The organism is Candidatus Microbacterium phytovorans (assembly GCA_029202445.1).
Taxonomy (GTDB): Bacteria; Actinomycetota; Actinomycetes; order Actinomycetales; family Microbacteriaceae; genus Microbacterium; species Microbacterium phytovorans.
This window is the reverse complement of the sequence record CP119321.1, coordinates 858080-884393: the sequence shown is the minus strand read 5'-3', so window position 1 is coordinate 884393 and position 26314 is coordinate 858080. Positions and strand designations below refer to the sequence as shown.

Genomic DNA, 26314 nt, shown 5'->3' with positions numbered 1-26314 from the left:
CGCTGCGCGTTGTGTCGGATGTGACGGACGCAATCAAGATCGACGTGTGGAGCGACATCGCCTGCCCGTGGTGCTACATCGGCAAGCGCAATCTGGAGACGGGACTCGCTGCAGCCAGCGCCGACCCGGACGCACCGGATGTCGAGGTCGTGTACCACTCGTTCGAGCTTTCCCCTGACACGCCCGTCGACTTCGACGGCGACATCGCCGACTTCCTGTCCGAGCACAAGGGCATCTCGCGCGAGCAGGCAGCGCAGATGCACGAGCACGTGACAGGGATCGCCGCGAACTCCGGTCTGACCTACCGCTTCGACCTGCTCCAGCACACCAACACCGTGAAGGCCCACGAGCTGCTCCACTTCGCCAAGGCAGAGGGCCGGCAGCACGAGGTGGCCGAGCGCTTGATGTCCGCCTACTTCACGGAGGGCCGCCACGTCGGCCGCATCGACGATCTCGTGACGTTGGCGGCGGAGGCCGGCCTCGACGCGGACGCCGCACGCGAGGCGCTCGAGTCGGACCGATATCTGCCCGACGTGCGCGCCGATCAGGCGCAGGCGCAGGCCTACGGCATCCAGGGTGTTCCGTTCTTCGTGATCGACGGGAAGTACGGCGTTTCGGGTGCTCAGCCGGCGGAGGCCTTCACGCAGATCCTTCGTCAGGTCTGGTCGGAGCGGACACCGACCGCGTAGAGCGTGTGCGCACGCCGTCCTGCGGGGTGCACCCGACGTCGTCCCGGCCCCCACCGTCGGGGCCGGACCACACGTTCTCCACGGGGTCCGCACGCCTGCCGCCGACGACACGCGTGCGTCTGGGAGAATGGACAGGATGTCTTCGACTCTCGCCCCCGCACCGGCCCTGCGCATCGGCCCCATCGCGCTGGACGCGCCGGTCGTTCTCGCGCCGATGGCGGGCATCACCAACACCGCCTTCCGACGGCTCTGCCGTGAATACGGTGCCGGCCTGTACGTCAGCGAGATGATCACGACGCGCGCGCTCGTCGAGCGCAACGCGACGACCATGCGGCTCATCACGCACCACGAGTCGGAGACCCCCCGCTCTATCCAGCTCTACGGCGTCGACCCGGCGACCACCGAGGCGGCGGTTCGACTCCTCGTGGAGGAGGACCGCGCCGACCACATCGACCTCAACTTCGGCTGCCCCGTCCCCAAGGTCACCCGCAAGGGCGGGGGAGCAGCCCTCCCGTGGAAGCTCGGGCTCTTCCGCGACATCGTCACGCGCGCTGCGCGAGCCGCCGGAGACGTCGCCCTCACGGTGAAGATGCGCAAGGGCATCGACGGCGACCACCTCACTTTCCTCGACGCCGGGCGGATCGCCGAAGACGCCGGCGTCGCCGCCGTCGCCCTCCACGCACGCACTGCCGCAGAGTTCTACTCGGGCGCCGCCGACTGGGAAGCGATCGCGCAGCTCAAGCAGGCGGTGACCAGCATCCCGGTGCTCGGCAACGGTGACATCTGGTCGGCGGCGGACGCCACGCGGATGATGGCCGAGACCGACTGCGACGGCGTCGTGGTCGGGCGCGGATGCCTCGGGCGGCCCTGGCTCTTCGGCGACCTGGCCCGGGAGCTCGGCGGCCCCACCGCAGCGGCCGGCGCCCCGGTCGATGCGACGCTGGGCTTCGTGGCGCGCGCATTCCGCCGCCACGCAGAGCTCCTCGTCGAATTCTTCGAGGACGAGGGACGCGGATGCCGCGACATCCGCAAGCACGTCGCCTGGTACTTCAAGGGCTATCCCGTGGGCGGAGAGACGCGTGCGATGCTCGCCACCGCATCGAGCCTGACCGAGATCGACGACATCCTCGCGACGCTGGACCTGCAGGCGCCGTACCCGGGCGCCGCCGCGGAGGGGCAGCGCGGGCGGGCGGGTACCCCGAAGCGGCCGACCCTGCCGGATCGGTGGCTGGAGTCACGAGACCTCGATGCGGCGGAGACGTCCGCCATCGCCGACGCGGAGCTCGACCACAGTGGCGGCTGACGCGTCGCCGAGCGCGGGGGTCGGAACGAGCGTCTCGGTCGCGGCCGGCCGACCGTCGGGATACACCGATCACGACGCCGAGCGATTCCACACCGAGAAGCACCGCTCGCAGCGCGACAGCTTCGCTCGCGACCGCGCGCGCGTGCTCCACTCCGCCGCGCTGCGGCGCCTGGCATCCAAGACCCAGGTGCTGAGCCCTGCGAGTCCCGCCGACTTCGCCCGCAATCGACTGACGCACTCGCTCGAGGTCGCTCAAGTCGGGCGAGAGCTCGCGATCGCCCTGGAGCTCTCCCCGGACGTGGTCGACACGGCCTGTCTCAGCCACGACATCGGGCATCCGCCGTTCGGACACAACGGGGAGCGTGCGCTCAACGAGTGGGCCTCCGACATCGGCGGCTTCGAGGGGAACGCCCAGACGCTGCGGATCCTCAGCCGCCTCGAGCCGAAGGTGACCGACGAGAGCGGAGCGAGCTTCGGGTTGAACCTCACGCGCGCAAGCCTCGACGCGGCGTGCAAGTATCCGTGGACATCCGAGCACGGGGTTCCCGACCCCGGAGGCCGCCAGAAGTTCGGCGTGTACCCGGAGGACGAAGACGTGTTCCAGTGGATGCGGCAGGGAGCGCCCGGGCGTGCCCGATGCATCGAGGCCGAGGTGATGGACCTGTCCGACGACATCGCCTACTCGGTGCACGATCTCGAAGACGCGATCCTCAACGGCTACCTCGATCCGCGTCGACTCGCCGACGCGCGGGAGCGGGAGGCTCTCCTGACGGCGATCCAGTCGTGGGTCGGTTACGGGTACTCGCGCGACGAGCTGGCCGACGCGCTCTACCGTCTCACGCAGCTCCCGGAGTGGCTGAACGGCTTCGACGGCTCGCGTTCTGCCCTCGCCGGGCTCAAGAACCTCACCTCCGACCTGATCGGGCGCTTCGCCCGCGCAGCGACCGCCGCCACGAGGGAGCACTTCGACAAACCGATCCTCACCCGCTACCAGGGCCGTGTGATCGTGCCTCGCGTCATCGAGGTCGAGATGGCGGTGCTGAAGGGCGTGCTCGGAGCTTTCGTGGTGTCGATCGACGGGCGGAAGGGCCTCTACAAGGAGCAACGTCGCGTGCTGAAGCGGCTGGCGACGGCGCTGTGGGAGCATCCCGATCACCTCGACCGGGTGCATGCGGAAGAGTTCCTCCTCGCCGATTCCGACGCCGCCCGGCGCCGCATCGTGGTCGATCAGGTCGCGACACTGACCGACAGGTTCGCGATCGAGTGGCACGCCCGGCTGATCGGCCCCGTCGACCTCCGCGAGCTCGGCCTGGTGTCCTCCGACGGGCGGGCCACCGTCGCGCACGGCTTCGCCCTCCCCGAACCCCTCGAGGGGCTCTGATGGCGCGCATCCGACAGGCCGACGTCGACGAGGTAAAGGCGCGTACCAACATCGCCGACATCGTCGGGGAGCGAGTCGCACTCAAGTCGGCCGGCGTGGGCTCTCTGAAGGGGCTGTGTCCCTTCCATGACGAGAAGAGCCCGAGCTTCAACGTGCGACCGCAGGTCGGTTACTACCACTGCTTCGGCTGTGGCGAGTCCGGCGACGTGTACTCGTTCCTGCGCGCGCTCGACCACCTCACCTTCACCGAGGCGGTCGAGAAGCTCGCCGCCCGCATCGGCTTCACGCTGCATTACGAGGACGGTGGCGCCGCCCCGGAGACGAGCGGACGCACGCGGCTCTACGCCGCCAACACTGCCGCCGCCGAGTGGTTCCGGGCGCAGCTCGCCACCCCCGAGGCCGAAGCCGCGCGCCGCTTTCTGGGGGAGCGCGGTTTCGACGCGGGAGCAGCAGCGCACTTCGGCATCGGCTATGCCCCGAAGGGCTGGAACGCGCTGCGCGACGCGCTGCGGGCGCAGAAGTTCTCCGATGAGGAACTTTCCGCGGCCGGACTCGTCTCCCAGGGCCAACGCGGCGTCTACGACCGCTTCCGCGGGCGCGTCATCTGGCCGATCCGCGACATCACCGGACAGACCATCGGATTCGGCGCCCGGCGCCTGTACGACGATGACCAGGGTCCCAAGTACCTGAACACGCCCGAAACGGCGATCTACAAGAAGTCGCAGGTGCTCTACGGGCTCGACCTCGCGAAGAAGTCGATCAGTCGCGACCACAGAGTCGTCGTCGTCGAGGGGTACACCGATGTCATGGCGTGCCACCTCGCGGGCATCACGACCGCGATCGCGACCTGTGGAACGGCCTTCGGGTCCGACCACATGGGCGTTGTCGGGCGCGTCGTCGGGAGCGATGCCGCGGGTGAGATCGTCTTCACGTTCGACCCCGATGCGGCAGGGCAGAAGGCGGCGGTACGCGCATTCGCGGAGGCTCGAGGCTCTTCGCTGCGCAGCTACGTCGCCGTCGGTCCCGAAGGACTCGACCCGTGCGACCTGCGTCTCGAGCGCGGCGATGCCGCCGTCCGCGGCATGGTCGAGCTGAAGTCGCCCCTGTTCGAGTTCGTCATTGATCGCCGCATCGCCGAACACGACCTGGGCTCGGTGGAGGGGCGCTTTGCGGCGCTGCGCTCGACCGCTCCCATCGTCGCGGACATCAAAGACGGCGGCATCCGCACACGCTACGAGCACCTCCTGTCGAAGCGTCTCGGCGAGGAGCTCTCCGAGGTCCGCCGCGCTGTGGCTCGCGCGGCGGCGCGGGAGCGTGACGCCCAGACCTCGTCACCGTCTGAGCATGCCGGCGTAGCTGCGCCCGCACCGAGCACGGCGAGGGTGACGATCGCGTCGCTGCCGCGCACCGCAGACGTCGCCATCGAGCGCGACGCGCTCATGGGCATCCTTCAGTACGGGCATGTTCTCGCGCCGGATGAAGTGGATGCCGCCCTGGTGCTGCCGATGCAGCACACCGCGCTCGACGCGGTGCGACAGACCATCGCCGCGCAGCCCGATCGCACGCGCATCGGCTGGGCGTCGACGGCGGCCGAGTCGGTTCGAGAGCCCTTCCGGTCGCTCGCCGTCGAACTGCTCACCGCGCCCTTCCCCGCCCTGACCGAGGCGGAGGCCGCGGCATCCGCGTTGGCGCTGTGCCGACGCTTGCGCGTGCGCGCGATCGATCAGCAGAAGCGGGAACTGCTCGGCGCCATCCAGCGGGTCGCTCCCGATTCGGAAGAGGGCCGGGCCGTGCGGGTGTCGATGCGGGAGCTCGACGCGCGTCGCAGGGAGCTCGCCGAGCTCGGCTGAACGAACCGCCGGTACCGCGGCGGCGCACCGTGAGGCAGGATGAGACGCATGTCCCCCCGCGCCGACGCCGCTGTCGCCCTCGATGTCAGCGACCTGTCCATCGCCCGCGGAAGTGATGTCGGCCGCGTCGTGGACGGTGTTTCCTTCACTGTCGACCGAGGCGGCGCTCTGGCCGTCATGGGCCCCACCGGGTCGGGAAAGTCGAGCCTCGCTGCCGTCTTGGCCGGTGTCGAAGACCCCTCGGTGAGCGTGGATGGGGGAGAGGCACGCGTTCACGGCCTCTCCGTGCGTAAACGTGGGCGTACGCTGCGGATGCGCCGCTATCTCACGGGATATCTTCCCCAGGGTGCCGGCGCGGCCTTACCGGCTCGCCTCACGGTGTCCGAACTCATCGCCGCGCCGATCACGTCGCGCGATCGGCGCGTGAACCAACGCGCCCTCGCCGTCCGCGTCGCCGCTCTGCTGGACGAGCTCGAGCTTCCGCTGGGCGCCGCAGCGAAGTACCCGTATGAACTGAGCGCGGGCATGCGTCAGCGCGTGGCGTTCGCCCAGGCCCTCGTGCTCGACCCGAAGGTGTTCGTCGGTGACGAGCCGTACGCGAACCTCGACCTCGAGGTACGTCGAGCGGCACGCGACGCGCTGCAGCGTCGGCGTGCGGAGCGCGGGATGGCGCTCCTGGTGGTCACGAACGATCCGGTCGCGGTGGAGGAACTGGATGCCGACGTGCTCGTGCTGCGCGGCGGGCACACCGTCGCGTACGGTCACGGGGCGGACGGACTGCTCTGGACGCCGGACGGCGGATCGCGAATCGTGACGTGATTCGACCGCCGATCGTGTGCACGACCACCCTCTCGGCTTTGCTACGATAGTCAGGTTGCCCGCCGCGAGGGGGGCTGATCCTCGGTAGCTCAATTGGCAGAGCAATCGGCTGTTAACCGATAGGTTCTTGGTTCGAGTCCAAGCCGGGGAGCGCAACGGCTCCGGGCTCCACCCCGGAGCCGTTCTTCTTTGCCACCATGCCGGAGCGCGGGCGACGACGCCCCCTGATCGCTCAGGCGTTAAGGTCGCTCAGGCGTCGAGGTCGCTCAGGCGTCGAGGTCGTCGATGCCGGGTGTCCACGCCTGACCGGGCCGGCCCCAGCCGCGCTTCCGGGCGATCTTCTGTACCGTCTTCCAGTCGGAGTCGTCCAGGCGGTCGATGTAGAGGATGCCGTCGAGGTGATCGAACTCGTGCTGCATGATCCGCGCGCGCCAGCCGTCCACCTCGAGCTGCACAGGCGCGCCGTCGAGGTCGGTCCCCGTCACCCGTACCCACTCGGACCGCCGCAGCGCGAAACGCTCACCGGGGAAGGACAGGCATCCCTCCGACTCCTCGTCGGGGTCGGGTGCGCCGGGTTCGAGGGGGCGCATCCAGAGATCGGGATTGATGATCACCCCGCGCCAGGGACGACCCTCGTCGTCCTCGTACGTGTACGTGTAGATGCGGAGCCCCACGCCGACCTGTGGCGCGGCCAGACCGACACCGGGGGCGGCATCCATCGTCTCGAACATGTCGGCCACGAGCTGGCGGATCTCCTCCGTCACCTCCTCCACAGCGGCGGCGGGAGCGTGCAGAACGGGGTCGCCCATGATGCGGATCGGAAGAACAGCCACGTCCTGAGCCTATCGATCGACCCGTGCCGTTAGGGTCGAGGGGTGATCATGGCGGAACTGGCGATCGACGAGCTGGCCGACGAACTCGTCGGAGTGTTCCGCGACCCCGCCATCCTCATCGGCATCCCTCTTGCGCTCCTCGGCGCCGTGTTCATGTCGTTCGGTGCGCAGTACCAGCATCGCGGCGTGCAGAAGGTCGAGCGGATGACGCAGACCTCGGGGGGAGCGGGGCTCACGGGCGGGCAGCTCCTCAACCTCCTCCGCCGGCCTTCGTGGGTGGTCGGCACGGTCATGCTGGGCCTGGCGATCGTATGTCAGCTGTCGGCTCTCTCGTTCGCGCCGCTCATCTTGGTGCAGCCGGTCGGGGCGATCTCCCTCGTCATTACGACTCTGCTCAACGCACGCATCTCCGGGCACCGGCCCACACGCCGCTCGGTGGCCGCCATCGCCATGTGCGTGGGCGGAGTCTTCATCTTCGTCACGATCGCTGCGCTGTATGCGACCGAGACGGCCGTCTCCGATCAGCAGCTGATCACCATCCTCCTCATCCTCGCGGGGGTGATGATCGTGCTCGCGGGACTGTGGATCTGGCTGCGCGACCGGATGCGCGCACTGTTCTACATCGTCGCGGCCGGCATCGTGTACGGCTTCGTGGCGACCCTGGCGAAGGTCGTCATCAACCGCATCCAGAACGGCGACTTCGAGTGGCTCACCGTCGTGTGCGTCGTCGCTCTGCTAGCCGGCACGGGCATCGGCGCCTACTTCGTCCAGACCGCGTACGCCTCGGGCCCTCCCGACCTCGTGATCGCCGGACTCACGGTGATCGACCCGATGGTCGCGATCGTCATCGGTCTGACGGTGCTGGCCGAGGCCGCCAACGCGCCGCTGGGCGCCTACATCGGCTTCGCCGTCGCGGGAGCCCTCGCCGTCGCCGGAGTCTTCCAGCTCGCGCGCTACCACCCCGAGGTCGTCAGCAACAGCCAGGAGCTGCCCATCCCTCGGGGGAGCACCGGCAGCGATGACCCGGATGCCGTCGACCCGCAAGCACCCAAGACCCGGTCGGTGCGCCTGACCGAAACGGTCTCCAAGGTGTGGCCCGACCCTCCCGTCGACGACGACAGGGATCTCGGGAAGCGCCGGTAGGCTCGACGTAGCCGATCGAGATCGGTGGGGGGCGGTGGCCAAGCTGGTCAAGGCAGCGGGCTCATAACCCGACGATCGTGGGTTCAAGTCCCACCCGCCCTACTGCAGTGGACGAAGTCGACCGTCGCGTCGATCACACCGGTGAATCACACGGTTGTCATTCGAGCCCGACGTCCGCAATAATGGGCATACAACCGCATACTCGCCGCACATCGGCTCACACCGTTCAGGTCGTAGGGGAAGACGTACCTGACGAAACGGAGAGAACGATGGCGACACCTCAAGCGCGTGGAGTGATCTTCATTCACTCCGCGCCACGCGCGTTGTGCCCCCACCTCGAGTGGGCGGTAGGGCGTGCCCTCGGGCATGCCGTCAACTTCGACTGGGCCGACCAGCCGGTGCTCAACGGCAGCCGCCGGGCCGAGTTCTACTGGGAGGGCTCAGCGGGCACCGGAGCGGCGCTCGCGACGGCCATCCGCGGTTGGGAGCACCTGCGCTTCGAGGTGACCGAAGATCCCACCCCTCGCAGCGACGGCGGGCGCTGGCTCCACACTCCCGGCCTCGGCATCCACTTCGCCCAGACCGACACGGCCGGAAACGTCGTCATCGGCGAGGATCGCATCCGCTACGCGATGGAGATCGCCGCCGGCGATGTCTTCGAACTCCAGCGTGAGCTCGACATCGCGCTCGGCGCAGCCTGGGACGAGGAGCTCGAGCCGTTCCGGCACGCGAGTGACGACGCACCCGTCGTCTGGCTGCACAAAGTCGGTTGAGACGATCACGCACCGCGCGACACTCCCCGAACGACACACAATTGCACAGACCTGGCGGCGCAGGCGCGTCCGTACCGGCCTCGGACGGCTTCCCGGGGAACGGGAACACGTGCCGGCCGCCATACCGAAGAAAGGACGCCCTCCGCTTGGCTTCGCGGAGGGCGTCCTTTCGTGTCGTATCAGACAGATGCGATGGCAACCACGGCGTTGTGTCCGCCGAACCCGAACGAGTTGCTGATCGCCAACTGATCGCCCGCGCCCAGCGGCGTGGGCGCACCGGACAGCCGGAAGGGAACAGCGGGGTCCTGTTCGGTCAGGTTGATCGTCGGCGGGGCCACGCGATCGCGGAGCGCCAAGACGGTGAAGATCGCCTCGAGGGCACCGGTGCCGCCCAGCAGGTGGCCTGTCGACGCCTTGGTGGCGGAGACGGGGATCTCGTCGATCCGATCGCCGAACACGCTCTTGAGGGCGACGTACTCGTTCGGATCGCCGACCGGAGTGGAGGTGGCGTGCGCGTTGATGTGCGTCACCTCGTCGACGGAACGTCCCGCCGACTCGAGGGCCATGTGCACGGCGCGCGACGCGCCGGCACCCTCGGGGTCGTTCGCGGTGATGTGGTACGAGTCCGCCGTGACGCCACCGCCCGCGATCTCCGCATAGATCTTGGCGCCCCGCGCCTTGGCGTGCTCTTCCGTCTCCAGAATGAGGACGCCGGCGCCCTCTCCCATCACGAAGCCGTCGCGGTCGATGCTGGCCGGGCGCGAAGCCGTCTCGGGGGAGTCGTTGCGCCGCGAGAGCGCCTGCATCGATGCGAACGAGGAGATCGTGATGGGGTGGATGACCGACTCGGTCCCTCCGGCGATGACGACGTCAGCCAGACCCGCACGCAAGTGCTCGACGGCGTTCACGAGCGACTCGGTGCTCGACGCGCACGCGCTCGCGACCGTTCGCGCGTAGGCCCGCGCCCCGAAGTGGAGGGACAGGTTCCCCGCTGCGGCATTGGGCATCAGCATGGGCACCGTCATGGGCAGAACCCGGCGTGGGCCCTTCTCCCGGAGCGTGTCCCAGGCGTCGAGCAGCGTCCAGAGTCCACCGATACCCGTGGCGAAGTCGACGCCGAGTCGCTCGGGCGCGACCTCGGGCGCACCGGCATCCGCCCACGCCTCCATCGCGGCGACGAGCGCGAACTGTGAGGACGGGTCGAGGCGCTTGGCGATCGGACGTTCCAGCACGGTGTCGGGACGCACCTTCGCCTGCGCGGCGAAGGTCACCGGCAGCTGGTACTTCTCGACCCAGTCGTACTCCAGAGTGCGGGTGCCGGACGCACCTGCGAGCAGGGCTTCCCAGCTCTCGGGGGCGGTGGCGCCGATAGGGCTGGATGCTCCGATGCCGGTGACGACGATGCGCGGATTACTCATGTGTTCCTCGTGATGCTGCGGTGGGGGTTCAGTGCGGCTGAGCGGCTCTGGCCCCCACCGCGTGCGGTGCAGGTCAGGCCTGGTTCGACGTGATGAACGTCACGGCGTCGCCGACGGTCTTGAGGTTCTTGACCTCTTCGTCGGGGATGGTCACGCCGAACTTCTCCTCGGCGTTGACGACGATCGTCATCATCGAGATGGAGTCGATGTCGAGGTCGTCGGTGAACGACTTCTCGAGCGCGACCTCGTCGGCCGAGATGCCGGTCTCGTCGGTGATGAGCTCGGCAAGCCCGGCGAGGACCTCGTCGTTGCTGAATGCCATGTGTTTCTCCTTGTTTTCCGTTGGGATCGGGCCCGGCGGGGCCGGTAGTCAGTCTAGGTGCGGGGCGTGCGCGGTCACGGAAGCACGACGACCTGCGCGCCGAAGACCAGACCGGCACCGAAACCGATCTGCAGAGCGAGGCCGCCGGACAGTTCCGGGTGCTCCTCGAGCAGACGGTGGGTGGCGAGCGGGATGGATGCCGCGGACGTGTTGCCCGTCGTCTCGATGTCGCGGCCGATCGCCACGGTCTCGGGCAGGCCGAGCTGCTTGGCGAACTCGTCGATGATGCGCATGTTCGCCTGGTGCGGGACGAAGGCAGCGAGATCGGCGGCCGTGATGCCCGCCTCCTCCAGCGCACGCTTCGCGACCTTGACCATCTCCCAGACGGCCCAGCGGAACACGGTGGGCCCTTCCTGGCGAAGGGTCGGCCACGGTGCGAGGCCCGCCCGGAACTCGTTGAGGGTGTGGTTCATGCCGACGGCGTCGGACTTCGAGCCGTCGGAGCCCCAGATCGTCGGGCCGATTCCGGGGAAGTCGCTCGGGCCGACGATGGCCGCACCTGCCCCGTCGCCGAGGAGGAACGAGATCGAACGATCGGTGGGATCGACGATGTCGCTGAGCTTCTCGGCGCCGACGACGGCGACATAAGTCGCCGCTCCTGCGCGGATCAGGGCGTCGGCCTGGGTGACGCCGTAGGCGAAGCCCGCGCAGGCGGCGTTGACGTCGTACGCGGCGGCGGGGTTCGCCCCGACGCGGTCGGCGACGATGGCCGACACCGACGGCGTCTGCTTGGGGTTCGAGATCGTGGAGACGATCACGGCATCCACCTGCTGCGGATCGATCCCCGCGCGACGGATGGCTTCGGCCACCGCGTCGCTGGCCAGGTCGATCGCGGTGGTCTCCGCGACGGCGCGCGCACGTGTGACGATGCCCGTGCGCTGACGGATCCACTCGTCGCTGGAGTCGATCGGTCCGACGAGATCGTCGTTCGGCACCAGGTTCTCGCCGCGCGCTGCTCCGTAGGAGTAGATGCGCGTGTGCGCGGGACCGGTGGGCTGTCTGAGCGTGGCGGTCACGCGTGGTCTCCTGTCAGCAGGGCGGCCGCAGCCGCAAGGTCGTCGGGCGTCTTCACCGCGACGGTGGGCGTCCCTCGCAGCGCGCGCTTGGCGAGCCCGGTGAGCGTTCCGGCGGGGGAGAGCTCGATGATGCCCGTGACGCCGCGCTCGGCGAACGACGCCATGCATAGATCCCAGCGCACCGGGGAGGCCACCTGGTCCACGAGATATCCCACGGCAGTACTGCCCGACGTGACCGTCGATCCGTCACGGTTCGTCCACAGCGTGAGCGTCGGGTCGGCGACCTCGACCTCACCGGCGGCATCGCGCAGCGTGTCGACGGCGGATGCCATAAAGCGGGTGTGGAAGGCGCCGGCCACCTGGAGCGGGATGACGCGCGTCGACGCCGGCGGTTCGGCCGCGAGAGTCTGCAGCGCCCCGAGGGCTCCGGCGGCGACGATCTGCCCGCCGCCGTTGTAGTTGGCCGGCGTGAGGTCGAGTTCCGCGAGGCGTGCCACGACGGCATCCTGATCTCCGCCGAGGACGGCGCTCATCCCGGTCTGCTCCGCCGCGGCCGCTTCTGCCATGGCGCGGCCACGGATGCCGACCAGGCGCATGCCGTCGTCGTCGGAGATGACACCGGAGGCGACGAGGGCCGCGATCTCGCCGACGGAGTGTCCGGCCACGCCGGCGGGCGCGATCCCGGTGACCGCGTCGAGCGCGTGCCACGAGAGCAGACTCGCGGCGACGATCAACGGCTGGGCGACCTGCGTGTCACGGATGCGATCGGCGTCCCACTCGGTGCCCGCGGCGACGAGGTCGATCTCCGCCAGCTCCGAGTAGCGTTCCAGACGCCCTCTCGCTCCCTCGAGTTCGAGCCAGGGTGTGAGGAAGCCGGGCGTCTGGGAGCCCTGGCCGGGGAAAACGGCAATGATCACCTGACTATCCTCCCAAGAAGCGGGCGCCGGTGACTGGCGATGCAGTCACAAGAAACCCGAGATGCTTTGTGCGTGCCGTACAGCGATCCTGTCACGGTCGTCGGGGGACTGCAGCCCGACGGCGCGTGACATCCGTGCCGATGGAACCGATGATCAGCGCCGTCTGGAGGATCAGCGCCTCCCGAGGGCCCGTGGCATCCCACCCGATGACATCCGAGACGCGCTTGAGCCGGTAGCGCACGGTATTGGGGTGCACGAACAGTTCGCGCGCCGTCGCCTCCAGCGATCGTCCGTTGTCGAGGTAGCTCCACAGCGTCGTCACCAGGTCGGCCGAGTGGGCCTGCAGGGGACGGAAGATGCGCTCCACCAGCGTCGCCTTCGCGAGCGGATCGCCCGCGAGGGCGCGCTCGGGAAGCAGATCGTCGGCCTCGACCGGACGGGGCGCGTGACGCCACGCCTTCGCGACCGCGAACCCCGCCAATGCGGCGCGCGCGCTCTGTCCGGCATCGACGAGTGCGGGCACAGACGGGCCGAGGACGAGGTGACCGGCGCCGAACCCGGGTTCCAGGCGCTTCGCGATCTCGAGGAACGGCAAGCGATCGTCCGGCTCGTCTTCGCCGGGAGCGTCGGCCCGGCCGATGACGAGCACGAGACGCGATCCCTGGACGCCGATCAGCACGTCCACCCCGAGCTTGCGCGCCAGACGACGAAGGTGGTCGACATCGAACTGCGGGGGAGCCGTGCCCACGAGCACGGAGACCTCGCCGTGCCCATGCCACCCGAGGGCCGCGATCCGGCTCGGGAGCTCTTCGTCGGCCTCACCCGTGAGGATCGAGTCGACGACGAGCGCTTCGAGCCGAGCGTCCCAGAGCCCTCGCGCCTCAGCTGCGCGTGCGTACACGTCTGCTGCGGCGAAGGCGACCTCTCGGGAGTACAGCAGCATGCTCTCGCGCAGATCGTCTCCGCGCCCGGCGACACGCTCCTCGGTCACCTCCACCGTCACCCGGATGAGCTGCAGCGTCTGGGTGAGACTCACACTGCGCAGCAACTCTCTCGGGGCGGCGGCGAAGATGTCCGCGGCGATCCAGGGCTGTGCGCCCGGGTCGTCGTACCACTGGATGAACGCAGAGATACCGGCCTGGGCGACCAGGCCCACCGCCGACCGTCGAGCCGGCGGCATCTCGGCGTACCACGGCAGGGAGTCCTCGAGCCGCTTGATCGTCGCCGTCGCGAGATCGCCGGAGATGCGTCGCAACCAGGCGAGCGTCTCCGCCTTCTCCTGCGCCGTGGGTCGGATCGGCATCCTTTGGATCAGCTCTCGCCGCCGGCGTTGCCGCTCGTTCCCGCCGTCACGTCGTGGAGCCGGTACTTCTCGATGGCCTGCGCGGAGAGAGAGCGGTCGACCTTGCCCTCCTGAGCGAGCGCCTGCAGCGTGCGCACGACGAGCGACGGGCCGTCGATCTTGAAGAACCGACGGGCCGCAGCGCGCGTGTCGGAGAACCCGAAGCCGTCGGCACCGAGCGTCGCGAACGTACGCGGCACCCACGGACGGATCTGATCCTGCACGGCATGCATGTAGTCGCTCACCGCGATGACGGGTCCGTCGGTGTCGCGCAGCTTCTCGGTGAGATACGCCGTGCGCGGCTCATCGAGAGGATGGAGGAAGTTGTGCTCGTCGGCGGCGAGGCCGTCGCGACGCAGCTCCGTCCAGCTCGTGACGGACCAGACATCGGCCACGACACCCCAGTCGTCCTTCAACAGCTGCTGGGCCTCGATCGCCCACGGCACGCCGACGCCGGATGCGAGCAGCTGCACGCGGTGGCCGTCGCCCTCACCGGTCGAGATGCGGTGGATGCCGCGCACGATGCCCTCGACGTCGACGCCCTCCGGCTCGGCGGGCTGCACGAGCGGCTCGTTGTAGAGCGTGATGTAGTACATGACGTTGGGGTCGGGGTGGTTCCCGCCGTACATGCGGTCGATGCCGGCCCGCACGATGTGCGCGATCTCGTACCCGTAGGCCGGGTCGTACGAGACCGTCGCCGGGTTCGTGGATGCCAGCAGGTGCGAGTGGCCGTCCGCGTGCTGGAGACCTTCACCGGTCAGGGTCGTCCGGCCCGCTGTGGCCCCCATGATGAAGCCGCGCGCCATCTGGTCGCCGGCAGCCCACTGCGCGTCGCCGGTGCGCTGGAAGCCGAACATCGAGTAGAAGATGTAGACCGGGATGAGCGGCTCACCGTGCGTCGAGTACGAAGTGCCGACGTTGGTGAAGGCGGCGAGAGCGCCGGCCTCGTTGATGCCGACGTGCAGGATCTGGCCCTGCGGGCTTTCCTTGTAGGCCAGGAGGAGCTCACGGTCGACCGAGGTGTAGTTCTGCCCGTTGGGGTTGTAGATCTTCGCCGTCGGGAAGAACGCGTCGAGACCGAAGGTGCGCGCCTCGTCGGGGATGATCGGCACGATGCGGTGACCGAAGTCCTTGACCCGGAGCAGGTCCTTCAGCAGTCGCACGAACGCCATCGTGGTCGCGACCTCTTGCGTGCCCGAGCCCTTCTTCGGCAACGCGTACGCCGCGTCGTCGGGGAGTGCGATGGGCACGTGGTGGGTGCGACGCTCGGGCAGGAAGCCGCCCAGGGCGCGACGCTTCTCCACCATGTACTGGATGGTCTCGTCCTCCATGCCCGGGTGGAAGTACGGGGGCGCGTAGGGGTTCTCCTCGAGTTGCGCGTCCGTGATCGGGATGCGCATGGAGTCACGGAAGTGCTTGAGGTCGTCCAGAGTCATCTTCTTCATCTGGTGGGTCGCATTCCGACCCTCGAAGTGGTGACCGAGACCGTAGCCCTTGATCGTCTTGGCGAGGATGACGGTCGGCTGACCCTTGTGCTCGGTCGCCGTCTTGTAGGCCGCGTAGACCTTCTGGTAGTCCAGACCGCCGCGGCGCAGCTTGCCCCAGATATCGTCGTCCGACCAGTCCTTGACCATGTCGAGGGTGCGCTCATCGCGTGCGAAGAAGTGGTCGCGGATGAACTTGCCGTCTTCGGCGCGGTAGGTCTGGAAGTCGCCGTCGGGGGTGCTGTTCATCAGGCCGACGAGCGCGCCGTCACGGTCCTGCTGGAGCAGCTCGTCCCAGCCACGTCCCCAGACGACCTTGATGACATTCCAGCCGGCGCCGCGGAAGAAGCTCTCCAACTCCTGGATGATCTTTCCGTTGCCGCGCACCGGGCCGTCGAGTCGCTGCAAGTTGCAGTTGACGACGAAGGTCAGGTTGTCGAGGCCCTCGTTCGCGGCCACCTGCAGCTGGCCGCGGCTCTCCACCTCGTCCATCTCCCCGTCACCGAGGAAGGCCCAGACCCGCGAGTTGGACAGGTCCTTGATGCCGCGGTTGGTGAGGTACTTGTTGGTCATCGCCTGGTAGATGGCGTTGATCGGGCCGAGACCCATCGAGACCGTCGGGAACTGCCAGTAGTCCGGCATCAGTCGCGGGTGCGGGTAGGACGGGATGCCGACCGGCGCCTTCGACTTCTCCTGACGGAATCCGTCGAGCTGCTCGGACGAGAGGCGGCCCTCGAGGAAGGAGCGCGCGTAGATGCCGGGGGAGGCGTGGCCCTGGACGAACACCTGATCGCCGCCGGAGGGATCGTCGAGTCCCCGGAAGAAGTGGTTGAAGCCCACTTCGTAGAGCGAGGCGGAAGACGCGTAGGTCGAGATGTGGCCTCCGACGCCGATGCCCGGTCGCTGCGCCCGATGCACGGTCAACGCGGCGTTCCAGCGAATCCATCGGCGGTAGCGACGCTCGAGCTCTTCGTCGCCGGGGAACTCGGGCTCGTTCTCGGGCGCGATCGTGTTGATGTAATCCGTCGTGGGCACCTGGGGAACGTTCAGCTGCAGCTCGTGGGAGGCGTGCAGGAGACTCAGCATGATCTCACGACCACGTCCGGCACCCTTGGCCTCGACGAGCTGGTGCAGCGATTCCTGCCACTCGTGGGTCTCTTCGGGATCGCTGTCCTGCGGGCCCTGCGAGTACGGATCCTGATCGTTGACAGTCACGGGCGACCTTTCTTCATCTGGCAGATCGTGCCAGGACGGGGCTACGGATGCGGTCGGCTTTTGTTCAGCACTGACAACACACCGCCCATCAGCCTAGTCACTTCCCGAGGGCGCGGAGCCTCGTAGACTGAACCCGAAGGGCCTTTAGCTCAGCTGGTAGAGCGCCACGTTTACACCGTGGATGTCGTCGGTTCGAACCCGGCAGGGCCCACCGTCTGTGTCTACCCGGTTCAGTCTTCGCGCCCGACGATCTTCGGCTCGGCCGGGTTGAGGTAGAGCCCCTCGTCCTTGCCCAGGCGCGAGTGCCGCCGCGAGTAGGCGAAGTAGACGACGAATCCGATCGCGAGCCACACGAGGAACCGCAGCCAGGTCTCGACCGTCAAGTTCAGCATCAGGTAGGTGCACACTGCGGCCGAGATGGCGGGGAGCACAGGGCTCCAGGGCACCCGGAATCCGCGCGGCAGATCGGGCCGGGTCCGACGCAGCACGATGACGCCGATCGAGACGAGCACGAACGCCGACAGCGTGCCGATGTTGACCATCTCCTCGAGGACGCCGACCGGTGTGACGCCGGCGACGACGGCGACGACCACGGTCACGATGATCGAGATGACCCAGGGTGTGCGGCGGGTCGGGTGGACCTTCGCGAGTCGCACCGGCAGCAGCCCGTCACGCGACATGGCGAAGATGATCCGGGTCGCGCCGATGAGGAGGGTCAGTACGACCGTCGTGAGGCCCGCCACCGCGCCTGCAGAGATCACGGTCGCCATCCAGGCCTGTCCGTGGTGGACGAAGGCGTTAGCCAGGGCAGCAGCCGGATCGAGATCCTGGTAGGGCACCATGCCCGTCACGACGAGAGCGACGACGCAGTACAGAGCCGTGCAGATGATCAGTGAAGCGATGATCCCGATGGGAAGATCCCGCTGCGGGCGCTTCGTCTCCTCGGCTGTCGTGGCGACCACGTCGAAGCCGATGTAGGCGAAGAACACGAGCGCGGCGCCGGCGAAGATCCCTCCCAGCCCGAACGCCGTGGGTTCGATGCCCGACAGGAACTGCAGCAGCGGCTGGGTGAGCCCTGTGACCGCCTCCCGCGGCGCAGGGTCAGGGACGAAGGGCGAGTAGTTCGCGGGGTTGACGAAGAGGATGCCGGCGACGATCACGAACAGCACGATGAAGAGCTTGACGGCGACGAGGACCAGATTGACCCGCATCGACTCGCGGATGCCGTAGGTCATGAGTGCGCCCAGCACGAGCACGAGCACGATGGCCATCACATCCACGATGCCGCCGTAGCCGATCTCGGCGGGTATCGGCATCCCGAGTTGGTCCAGCAGGACTCCGAGGTACGCGCTCCATCCCTGCGCGACGACCCCCGCCCCCAGGAACATCTCGAGGATGAGGTCCCAACCGATGATCCACGCCAGGAGCTCACCGAGCGACGCGTAGGAGAAGGTGTAGGCCGAACCGGACACGGGAACTGTCGACGCGAACTCCGCGTAGCACATCGCCGCGAGTCCGCACGCGATAGCGGCCACGACGAAACTGATGACGATCGCCGGCCCCGCCACCTCGTGGGCGACACGTCCCGTGAGGGTGAAGATGCCGGCGCCGATCACGACGCCGACGCCGAAGACCGTGAGGTCGAAGGCGGACAGAGACTTCTTGAGCCGGAACTCCGGCTCCTCGGTGTCGGCGATGGACCGCTCTACCGACTTCGTGCGCATCACGCTCATCGGAATGCTCCTCCGTTCGTCAGGGACCACATGCTAGTGGGCACGTCGCTCCCCGCGCGGGTCCACCACCGTGCCGGGTCGAGGTGCGTCCGCTGCGGTGTCTGCGCGGCGCGGTAGGTTGGGAGGCGTGAAAGCGCGCCCCGAAGACCAGCTCCGCCTCGTCGACCTTGCCGCCCTCGATGCGACCGTGCGAGCTGCCGATCACGCCCGGCGCAACCCGGAGCAGGCCGCTCGAGTGCAGGAGCTCCTCGCGCAGCGCCAGACCCAGTCGACCGAGCTCACGCGGCTCCTCGGTGTCCGCGACGACATCGCGGCCGAACTCTCTCGCGTCGAGTCCGACGTGGCCGTGGTCGATGCCCGCGCCGCCCGAGACGCGGAACGTCTGACAGCGGTCACCAACCCGAAGGACGCCCAGGGCCTCGAGCATGAGATCGCATCGCTCGCGAAGCGCAAGAGCGACCTCGAGGACGCCGAACTGGAACTGATGGAGCGGCTCGACCTCGCGGCGAGCGACGTCGCGGCCCAGGAGACGCTCATCGCCACGACGAACGACGAAGGCGCGCGCCTGAGTGCGGCAGCAAAGGCCGACGTCGCCGCCGCGACGGCACGAGGGGAAGCCGCCGGCCGCGACCGGTCGGCGCTGGCATCCTCGTTGCCGGAGGATCTCCTCGCCCTGTACGAGAAGCTCGCCGTGCGAGGCACGGGCGCCGCACTCCTGCGCCAACGCACGTGCGAAGGATGCCGCATGGTGCTCGCCGGCACCGATCTCCACACCCTTCGCCAGGCAGCCGACGACGACGTGGTGACGTGCCCCGAGTGCGGATGCATCCTCGTGCGCACCGACGAGTCCGGCCTGTGAGCATGACGCCGCGCATGCCATGACGACGGGCGGACCGGCGTGGACCCTCGTCGCCGGCCAGGAGGCCTCCGACCTCACCCTCATCGAGGTGACCGCGACCGGCGAGGAGATCTCGCGCCGGAAGGTGCCGCGTCGCGAGCTCCCCGGGGTCATCGCCTCCCACTCGACGGCTCACCGTTGGATATGGTCGGACACCGCGCGCTGGTATCCGTCGCTGCTGGCGGAAGGCGTGTCCGTATCGCGCTGTCATGACCTGCGCCTGAGCCACGCCATCCTGCACGGGAGTGCTCTCGTCACGGATGCCGCCGACCTCCGTGCGGCCGTGTCGTGGTCACATGCGCCCGCCGCCGACGAGACCGCGAGTGACACCCTGTTCGGGCTGGAGGAGAAGGGGGGCACCCCTGAGCACCCCGACGAGGTCCTCCTCGAATTCCGCCGCCAGCAGCGCGCCGTCGCGTCGTCCACGCATCCCGACCGACTCCGGCTCCTCCTTGCCGCCGAGTCGGCTGGCGCATTGATCGCCGCGGAACTCCACGCCGCCGGCGTTCCATGGGACGCTGCGACCCACGAGCGCATCCTCACCGAGATGCTCGGGTCACGACCGGCCGGAGGAGGCCTCCCGACCCGCGTGCAGGCGTGCGCCGACGAGGTGCGTGCCGCGCTGGGCGACCCGCACGCGAGCCTCGACTCCCAGCCGAAGCTGCTCCGCGCGCTCCACCGCGCGGGGGTGGCCGCGCGTTCCACGAGCAAGTGGGAGCTCGCGGAGTTCGACCACCCCGTGATCGAACCGCTGCTGGCGTACAAGCGGATGACACGCCTTCTCAGCGCCAATGGCTGGGCGTGGCTGGCGGAGTGGGCACCGGACGGGAGATTCCGTCCCGTATACGTTCCCGGCGGCGTCGTCACGGGCCGTTGGGCATCATCGGGCGGCGGAGCGCTGCAGCTTCCGCGCCAACTGCGAGCCGCCGTCCGCGCCGATCCCGGTTGGACGCTGGTCGTCGCCGACGTGGCGCAACTCGAGCCTCGCGTGTTGGCGGCCATGTCGCGCGACACCGCACTCGCCGACGCGGCGCGCGGCGTCGATCTGTACGAAGGGATCGTCGCCGGAGGCGTCGTGTCCACCCGGCAGGAGGCGAAGATCGCCGTGCTGGGCGCGATGTACGGTGCGACTACGGGCGACAGCGGCCGCCTCGTCCCCGCGCTGCGCCGCGCCTACCCGAGAGCGATGGCGTTGGTCGACGACGCCGCACGCCAGGGGGAGGACGGCGGGATCGTCACGACCTGGCTGGGACGCTCGAGCCCTCCTCCGTCCGAGGGATGGCGCGCGCTGCAGGCGCGGGCGACGGATGCCGAAGCGCAGGCGGGCGATGACGCGGCTGCGCGACGGTCAGGACGTGACCGCGGTCGCTTCACCCGCAACTTCGTCGTGCAGGGGACGGCCGCCGAGTGGGCCCTGGCGTGGCTGGCGGACCTGCGCACACGGCTGGTCGACCTGCCGCTGGTGGACACCGCTTCAGCGGCCACGGCATCCGGCCCGCTGTTCTCCCGGCGCGCTCATCTGGCGTTCTTCCTCCACGACGAGATCATCGTGCACGCACCGGCCGACCAGGCCGGTCTCGTCGCCGCGGCGGTACGCGCGAGCGCTGAACGGGCTACCGAGCTGCTCTTCGGGGGCTTCCCGATCGACTTTCCGCTCGACCTGCGGATTTCCGCCGACGCCGCCAAGGACTGACGCGGCGCGTCACCCGCACGTGAGCTCGCGCACGGGCAGTTCGTCAGGCGGGAACAGCAAGGGCGTGTGCAGGAGCCGAGGCGAGACCTCGCCCAACTCGGGGGCGACGAAGCGCACCTCGATGAGCGCGGACTCTCCCGGAGCGAGCTCGACTTCGGTCGCGCTCGTCGGGAAGCCGCCGTCCTCCACGTCGACCGACACGACCTGCTCTGCATCGACGGTCGTCCCGCCGGCGAACCATCCCGCCGGCGCCGCGACGGCGATCGCCGTCGCGATGTGACCCGCGGTCACTCCCCAGCGTCCGCTGCCGGTCATGCTGAAGGGCCACTTCTCGCCGGCGTCGGCGGGGGCATCATTCGTGAGTCGAACCTGCACGGCGACCTCGGTGCGTTCGTCGGCGCGGCACGATCCGGACACCGCGCCGAGTTCGACGCGCAGACTGCTGTCCATCTTGGCGCCGGTCGCATCGTTGAGATACACCATGAAGGCATCGCCACCCGCGCGGCGGTGTCGCTCGAGTGCTCCGGCGAAGGGGGAGCGGGCGATGACATCCGCCTCACGTTCATCGTCGCTCCACACGGAGATGCGGCCCTGATCGATGGGCGCGCGCAGCGCCGTGATCCATGCCGCGGGCGGGGCCGAACTCGACAGCACGCTGCGGAAGAAGCGATCCGTGAGGTCCTGGAAGAAGACCGTCTGCTCCTTCGGCTCGCGATGCAGGTACGGCGCGATGAGGACACGGGAGATGAAGCCGTCGCGCTGGAGCACCTTCCCGTCCTCGAGCGTGATCGGACCGGTGATGGCCAGAAGGGAGCGCAGCACGAGCGGATCGATCGACACGACGACGTCCGGTCGGTGGCCGGTCAGCCCTTCCCACCACGTGGATGCCAGTCGGGCAGACAGGTCGAAATCGGGTGTCGTCGTGGTGTTCTGCACGTATCGCCCGACGATGTCGCCGTAGAGGGCGGTCGTGGACGCCGGAACCGGCAGGATCTCCGTCTTGGTCCGACGGAACTCGCTGGAGTCAGCCTGCCTCGTGAGTTCGATCTTCCCCCCGTCGGCGACGAGTTCGGCGAACGACCCCGTGATCCCACCCCCGGAGCGCAGCTCGGCATTGTTCTGCAGCATCACGAGGATGCGGCGCGGTTCGTCGGCTCCCAGCATGCCCGGGAGGACGTCGCTGAGGTCGGCGAGACCGCTCACGGCGGCCCCGACAGAGCTCAGCATTCCGCTGACGTCGTCGACGCCGCTCGCCACCTCACCGATGAGACCATCCCGCGGGATGCCGTCCACCACCGACTGCACGTCTCGCAGCGTGGTCCGAGCCTCGTCGAGCGGTGCAGCGGCCGACGACACCAGCGCCACGTCGATCGCGCCATCGGAGAGAAGTTCCCCGTCGGTGAGCTGTTCGGTGAGCGCCAGGACCGGATCGGCCACGTCGAGGGCGATGCGGTGCAGCTGCGTCGTGACGACGCGCGCGGCGTGAAGGTTCTCTCCCAGACCGGGCACCATCTCCGCCGCGCGCCAGAAGGGATCGGAGGCAGCCGCCTGAGCGGAGTCCGCCCGACGGTCGAACTCGGAGACCACATCGCCCAGCGTGTCGACGTCGCCGTCCTCGAGAGCCTTCTCCGCGCGCTGCTGCAGCTGGGCGACCCCCGCGAGCTCGTCGCGAACGACGAGCACGCGCGACGTCACCCACACGCCGACGCCGACGAGGATGACGAGGAGACCGGCAACGGTCCACCCGACGATCCTGCGTCGGCGACGACGAGTCGGATCAGGCGATGCCTGACCCATGGATCAGTTGGTGCGACGACGCCGGCCGGCAACCAGCAGTCCCGCGCCGACGAGGAGCACCGCTCCGCCGCCGACCACGAAGGGCAGCGCGTCGAAGTCGGAGCCCGTCACCGCGAGCACCTCGCTGTCGACACCGGCGGGCTCACCCGTGATGTCGGGGCGGGCGCTGCAGTACGGGCTGCTCGGCGGGTAGCTGAGCGCCACCGCGATCTCCGGGTTGACGACGACCTTCGCCGAGATGTCCCCACGGGTCCACGCGAAGTTGTCGTTCGTCTCGACCCACGAGCCGTCGACGAATGCCCAGCCCGGCCATCCGGTCGGCGTGCCGTCAGCGGCGATCGAGGCTCCGGGCCACAGGATGCGGCCGTCGAGGTGACCGTCGGCATCCAGCGCGCCGAGCTGGATCGTCGTCGACTGCGAACCGTTCGAGAGCACGAGGCTCGCGGTGTGGCTCGTCGACTTGTTGTTGGTATCGGTGAGAACCACCGAGTACTCGATCCACGGCACATCGTTGTCGCAGACGCCCGCGACCTCCGAGCCGGCAAGCGTCAAGCTGCCGTCGACGCCCGGCGTGTAGCCGTCGTCCTCGGTTGCGGCGTGCGCTGCGGTCGGCAGCGACAACAGCAGAATCCCCGCGAAAAGCGCGCGTGCGAACACTGATTTCTTCATGACAAGCCCCCCAGCCTGCTCATCGGGCCCTCCCCAATCGGGCCCATACATCGCGATGCTACACCACGTTCGGGCTCCGCGCGGTAAACTCGCCGAGCGAATGGGTCGGCTGGACGGTCGCGTGGCGGGAGACCGCACCGAGGAACGTCCGGGCTCCACAGGGCAGGGCGGTGGGTAACACCCACCCGGAGTGATCCGCGAGACAGTGCCACAGAGAGCAGACCGCCCGCCGTCATGGCGGGTAAGGGTGAAAGGGTGGTGTAAGAGACCACCGGGGTCGTGGTGACACGACTCGCACGGCAAACCTCGCCCGGAGCAAGGCCAGACAGGGGATGACGACGCGGCTCGCCGAGTCCCCGGGTAGGCCGCTGGAGCGGCGCGGCAACGCGTCGCCGAGAGAGATGACCGTCCACGGGGCTCAAGCCCCCGGACAGAACCCGGCGTACAGGCCGACCCATTCGCCCCATCTGCCACCCGAGACGCTCGGGCTGCCGACGAGCGTCAGGCGACCGCGAGCGCAGCGGCTCCGATGATTCCGGCGTTGTTGCGGTGCACGGCGGGCACGATCGGCGTGCTCAGGTCGAGCAGCGGCAAGAACTGGTCGGCATGCTTGGATACGCCACCGCCGACGATGAACAAGTCGGGGCTCAGCAAGAACTCCAGGTGACGGTAGTACCACTGCAGGCGCTCCGCCCACTTCTCCCAGCTCAGTTCGTCGCGCTCCATGGCGGAGTACGCCGTCCAGGCCTCGGCATCCTTCTTGTGCCCGGCGCGCTGCAGGTGACCGAGCTCCGAGTTCGGGATGAGCACGCCGTCGTGGATCATGGCGGTGCCGATGCCGGTTCCCAGCGTCGTCAGAATCGAGAGTCCGGCCTGTTCCCGCGCCGCGCCGTAACGCAGCTCCGCGACGCCGGCCACGTCCGCATCATTGGCGAAGTGGATCTCGCGGCCGAGTCCTTCCTCGAAGAAGTGCTCGGCTTCGAACCCGATCCACGCATCCGAGACGTTCGCGGCCGACAGGGTGCGCCCCCGCTTCACGATCGCCGGAAACGCGACCCCCAGCGGGACGTTCTCATCTCGCACCTCGAGACGATCGAGCACGACCCGGACGGCGTCGAGCACGTCGTCCGGCTCCGCTCCGGCGGGCGTGGCCACCTTGATCCGATCGGTGAGCAAGGTGCCGGCCGCGAGGTCGACGATCGCTCCCTTGATCCCCGTGCCGCCGATGTCCACCCCGACAGCGCGGGTCGTTTTGGTCGCCATGCCGCCAGCCTACCCAGCCGACGCGGGCCCTCGTAGGATCGAAGGCACCGCCGGAGATTACCGGCACAGAGGGGAGCCGTCATGACCGGAGACGACCAGAAGTTCTGGTACAACCTGCGCACCGGCGAAGTGGAGCGCGGATTCGAGTCGCCCTCCGTCGACCGTGCGGGGCCGTTCGAGACCGCCGAAGAGGCCGCTCGCGCCCCCCAGGTGATGGCAGAGCGCTCACGCGCCTGGGCGGACGAGGAGGCGCGCGAGGACGACTGGAGCACTCCCCGATCCGGCTCCGTGTCGACGGACGGCGAGGGCGATCAGGGCCGATAGTCTGGCTTCAACCGTCATCGGAGAGGACGCGATGGACAAGCAGCGGGACTTCGTACTGCGCACGATCGAGGAGCGCGGAGTCAAGTTCGTGCGCCTCTGGTTCACGGATGTGATCGGAACCCTCAAGTCGGTCGCGATCGCGCCCGCCGAGGTGGAGGGCGCCTTCACCGAGGGACTCGGTTTCGACGGGTCGGCCATCGAGGGCCTTACCCGCTCGTACGAGTCCGACCTGCTCGCGCATCCGGATCCGACGACGTTCCAGACCCTGCCGTGGCGCGGTGAGATCGATCCCACCGCACGCATGTTCTGCGACATCACCACACCCGACGGGCAGCCGGCGGTCGCCGACCCTCGGCACGTCCTCAAGCGCACCTTGGCGAAGGCCGCCGATGCCGGCTTCACCTTCTACACGCATCCCGAGATCGAGTTCTATCTGCTGAAGTCGTCGACCTACGGGCCCGAAGGTCCGGAGCCCGTCGACTCCGCCGGCTACTTCGACAACGTGCCCGGTGGCACGGCACACGACTTCCGCCGACGCTCGGTGCGCATGCTCGAAGACCTCGGGATCTCGGTGGAGTACAGCCACCACGAGGGCGGCCCCGGGCAGAACGAGATCGATCTCCGCTACGCCGACGCACTGGCCACCGCGGACAACATCATGACCTTCCGCACCGTCGTGAAGGAGGTCGCGATCGAACAGGGCGTCTACGCCACGTTCATGCCGAAGCCGTTGAGCGGTCATCCCGGCAGCGGCATGCACACGCACATGTCCCTGTTCGAGGGCGACGTCAACGCGTTCTACGAGGAGGGCGCGCAGTACCAGCTCTCCCTCACAGGGCGCCGCTTCATCGCCGGACTCCTGCGGCACGCGAACGAGATCGCCGCCGTCACGAACCAGTTCGTCAACTCCTACAAGCGGCTCTGGGGCGGAGACGAAGCGCCCAGCTTCATCTGCTGGGGTCACAACAACCGCTCCGCGCTCGTGCGCGTGCCCATGTACAAGCCGAAGAAGGGGCAGTCGACGCGGGTCGAGTACCGGGCCCTCGACTCCGCCGCCAACCCTTACCTGGCGTATGCCCTCATGCTCGCCGCCGGTCTGAAGGGGATCGAAGAGGAGTACGAGCTGCCGCCCGAGGCCGAGGACAACGTCTGGTCGTTGACGGATGCCGAGCGCCGCGCGCTGGGCTACGAAGCGCTCCCTGCGAGCCTCGATCACGCGCTCGAGTACATGGAGGAGTCGGAACTGGTGGCCGAGACGCTCGGCGAGCAGGTCTTCAACTACGTGCTGCTCAACAAGCGCCGCGAGTGGCAGGAGTACCGCGCGCAGGTCACGCCCTTCGAGTTGAAGAGCAACCTGGAGATGCTCTAGTCC

General features: G+C 68.6%; 22 protein-coding genes, 3 tRNA genes and 1 other RNA gene. 15 read left to right on the top strand and 11 right to left on the bottom strand.

Going from position 1 to position 26314, the window contains the following annotated elements; genetic code table 11:
- The first annotated feature begins 20 nt into the window (after nucleotides 1–20).
- The 6 genes from P0Y48_04195 (at nucleotide 21) to P0Y48_04170 (ending at nucleotide 6193) form a co-directional block, all read left to right on the top strand.
- On the top strand, nucleotides 21–689 hold the full coding sequence (locus tag P0Y48_04195) for a DsbA family oxidoreductase (GenBank protein WEK14412.1): 669 nt from the start codon (nucleotides 21–23) through the stop codon (nucleotides 687–689).
- 136 nt (nucleotides 690–825) lie between these two features.
- Complete coding sequence (dusB, locus tag P0Y48_04190) at nucleotides 826–1992, top strand: tRNA dihydrouridine synthase DusB (protein WEK14411.1); 1167 nt, start codon at nucleotides 826–828, stop codon at nucleotides 1990–1992.
- Entirely contained in the window at nucleotides 1982–3373 is a 1392-nt protein-coding gene (locus P0Y48_04185; GenBank protein WEK14410.1) for a deoxyguanosinetriphosphate triphosphohydrolase, read from the top strand. Before dusB ends, P0Y48_04185 begins: the two co-directional genes overlap by 11 nt.
- Nucleotides 3373–5223 carry a DNA primase gene (gene dnaG / locus P0Y48_04180; GenBank protein ID WEK14409.1) on the top strand — a complete coding sequence of 617 codons (1851 nt, stop codon included), beginning with the start codon at nucleotides 3373–3375 and terminating at the stop codon, nucleotides 5221–5223. Before P0Y48_04185 ends, dnaG begins: the two co-directional genes overlap by 1 nt.
- A gap of 39 nt (nucleotides 5224–5262) precedes the next feature.
- Nucleotides 5263–6042, top strand: a complete 780-nt coding sequence (locus tag P0Y48_04175; protein ID WEK14408.1) for an ATP-binding cassette domain-containing protein — start codon at nucleotides 5263–5265, stop codon at nucleotides 6040–6042.
- Between the two features lie 78 nt (nucleotides 6043–6120).
- A tRNA-Asn gene (locus tag P0Y48_04170) sits at nucleotides 6121–6193 on the top strand.
- A 115-nt stretch (nucleotides 6194–6308) separates the two neighbouring features.
- Here the strand turns inward: P0Y48_04170 and def are convergent.
- Nucleotides 6309–6875, bottom strand: a complete 567-nt coding sequence (def, locus tag P0Y48_04165) for a peptide deformylase (GenBank protein ID WEK14407.1) — start codon at nucleotides 6873–6875, stop codon at nucleotides 6309–6311.
- 48 nt (nucleotides 6876–6923) lie between these two features.
- On the opposite strand from def, the gene P0Y48_04160 reads away from it, so the two are divergent.
- The 3 genes from P0Y48_04160 (at nucleotide 6924) to P0Y48_04150 (ending at nucleotide 8791) form a co-directional block, all read left to right on the top strand.
- On the top strand, nucleotides 6924–8018 hold the full coding sequence (locus tag P0Y48_04160) for a DMT family transporter (protein ID WEK14406.1): 1095 nt from the start codon (nucleotides 6924–6926) through the stop codon (nucleotides 8016–8018).
- A gap of 28 nt (nucleotides 8019–8046) precedes the next feature.
- Nucleotides 8047–8120 (top strand) — tRNA-Ile (locus P0Y48_04155).
- A gap of 167 nt (nucleotides 8121–8287) precedes the next feature.
- Entirely contained in the window at nucleotides 8288–8791 is a 504-nt protein-coding gene (locus tag P0Y48_04150) for a DUF3145 domain-containing protein (GenBank protein WEK14405.1), read from the top strand.
- A gap of 179 nt (nucleotides 8792–8970) precedes the next feature.
- On the opposite strand, the gene P0Y48_04145 is transcribed toward P0Y48_04150, so the two are convergent.
- The 6 genes from P0Y48_04145 to aceE form a co-directional block, all read right to left on the bottom strand.
- Nucleotides 8971–10209 carry a beta-ketoacyl-[acyl-carrier-protein] synthase family protein gene (locus tag P0Y48_04145; protein WEK14404.1) on the bottom strand — a complete coding sequence of 413 codons (1239 nt, stop codon included), beginning with the start codon at nucleotides 10207–10209 and terminating at the stop codon, nucleotides 8971–8973.
- Nucleotides 10210–10282: 73 nt separating this feature from the next.
- A complete protein-coding gene (locus tag P0Y48_04140) occupies nucleotides 10283–10531 on the bottom strand; it encodes an acyl carrier protein (GenBank protein ID WEK14403.1) in 249 nt (82 codons plus the stop codon).
- Nucleotides 10532–10605: 74 nt separating this feature from the next.
- Entirely contained in the window at nucleotides 10606–11607 is a 1002-nt protein-coding gene (locus tag P0Y48_04135; GenBank protein WEK14402.1) for a ketoacyl-ACP synthase III, read from the bottom strand.
- Nucleotides 11604–12524 carry an ACP S-malonyltransferase gene (locus P0Y48_04130; GenBank protein WEK14401.1) on the bottom strand — a complete coding sequence of 307 codons (921 nt, stop codon included), beginning with the start codon at nucleotides 12522–12524 and terminating at the stop codon, nucleotides 11604–11606. Before P0Y48_04130 ends, P0Y48_04135 begins: the two co-directional genes overlap by 4 nt.
- Before the next feature lie 91 nt (nucleotides 12525–12615).
- A complete protein-coding gene (locus tag P0Y48_04125; protein ID WEK14400.1) occupies nucleotides 12616–13827 on the bottom strand; it encodes a helix-turn-helix domain-containing protein in 1212 nt (403 codons plus the stop codon).
- An 8-nt stretch (nucleotides 13828–13835) separates the two neighbouring features.
- On the bottom strand, nucleotides 13836–16565 hold the full coding sequence (gene aceE, locus P0Y48_04120; GenBank protein ID WEK14399.1) for a pyruvate dehydrogenase (acetyl-transferring), homodimeric type: 2730 nt from the start codon (nucleotides 16563–16565) through the stop codon (nucleotides 13836–13838).
- Between the two features lie 138 nt (nucleotides 16566–16703).
- On the opposite strand from aceE, the gene P0Y48_04115 reads away from it, so the two are divergent.
- Nucleotides 16704–16776: transfer RNA gene (locus P0Y48_04115), tRNA-Val, on the top strand.
- 19 nt (nucleotides 16777–16795) lie between these two features.
- On the opposite strand, the gene P0Y48_04110 is transcribed toward P0Y48_04115, so the two are convergent.
- Nucleotides 16796–18298, bottom strand: a complete 1503-nt coding sequence (locus P0Y48_04110; GenBank protein ID WEK14398.1) for an amino acid permease — start codon at nucleotides 18296–18298, stop codon at nucleotides 16796–16798.
- Between the two features lie 127 nt (nucleotides 18299–18425).
- Between P0Y48_04110 and P0Y48_04105 the strand changes: the two genes are divergently transcribed.
- Nucleotides 18426–19157, top strand: a complete 732-nt coding sequence (locus P0Y48_04105; GenBank protein WEK14397.1) for a C4-type zinc ribbon domain-containing protein — start codon at nucleotides 18426–18428, stop codon at nucleotides 19155–19157.
- 19 nt (nucleotides 19158–19176) lie between these two features.
- On the top strand, nucleotides 19177–20889 hold the full coding sequence (locus P0Y48_04100) for a bifunctional 3'-5' exonuclease/DNA polymerase (GenBank protein WEK14396.1): 1713 nt from the start codon (nucleotides 19177–19179) through the stop codon (nucleotides 20887–20889).
- A gap of 9 nt (nucleotides 20890–20898) precedes the next feature.
- Here the strand turns inward: P0Y48_04100 and P0Y48_04095 are convergent, their stop codons facing one another.
- A complete protein-coding gene (locus P0Y48_04095; GenBank protein WEK14395.1) occupies nucleotides 20899–22686 on the bottom strand; it encodes a DUF4012 domain-containing protein in 1788 nt (595 codons plus the stop codon).
- Nucleotides 22687–22689: 3 nt separating this feature from the next.
- Nucleotides 22690–23355 (bottom strand): LPXTG cell wall anchor domain-containing protein, encoded by a 666-nt coding sequence (locus P0Y48_04090; protein ID WEK14394.1) that lies wholly within the window; start codon nucleotides 23353–23355, stop codon nucleotides 22690–22692.
- A 101-nt stretch (nucleotides 23356–23456) separates the two neighbouring features.
- Here P0Y48_04090 and rnpB point away from each other — a divergent pair.
- Nucleotides 23457–23816, top strand: an RNA gene (gene rnpB / locus P0Y48_04085) — RNase P RNA component class A.
- A 40-nt stretch (nucleotides 23817–23856) separates the two neighbouring features.
- On the opposite strand, the gene P0Y48_04080 is transcribed toward rnpB, so the two are convergent.
- Nucleotides 23857–24618 carry an ROK family protein gene (locus tag P0Y48_04080; GenBank protein ID WEK14393.1) on the bottom strand — a complete coding sequence of 254 codons (762 nt, stop codon included), beginning with the start codon at nucleotides 24616–24618 and terminating at the stop codon, nucleotides 23857–23859.
- A gap of 81 nt (nucleotides 24619–24699) precedes the next feature.
- On the opposite strand from P0Y48_04080, the gene P0Y48_04075 reads away from it, so the two are divergent.
- Complete coding sequence (locus P0Y48_04075) at nucleotides 24700–24942, top strand: SPOR domain-containing protein (GenBank protein WEK14392.1); 243 nt, start codon at nucleotides 24700–24702, stop codon at nucleotides 24940–24942.
- Nucleotides 24943–24973: 31 nt separating this feature from the next.
- Entirely contained in the window at nucleotides 24974–26311 is a 1338-nt protein-coding gene (glnA, locus tag P0Y48_04070) for a type I glutamate--ammonia ligase (protein WEK14391.1), read from the top strand.
- The last annotated feature ends 3 nt before the right edge of the window (nucleotides 26312–26314 follow it).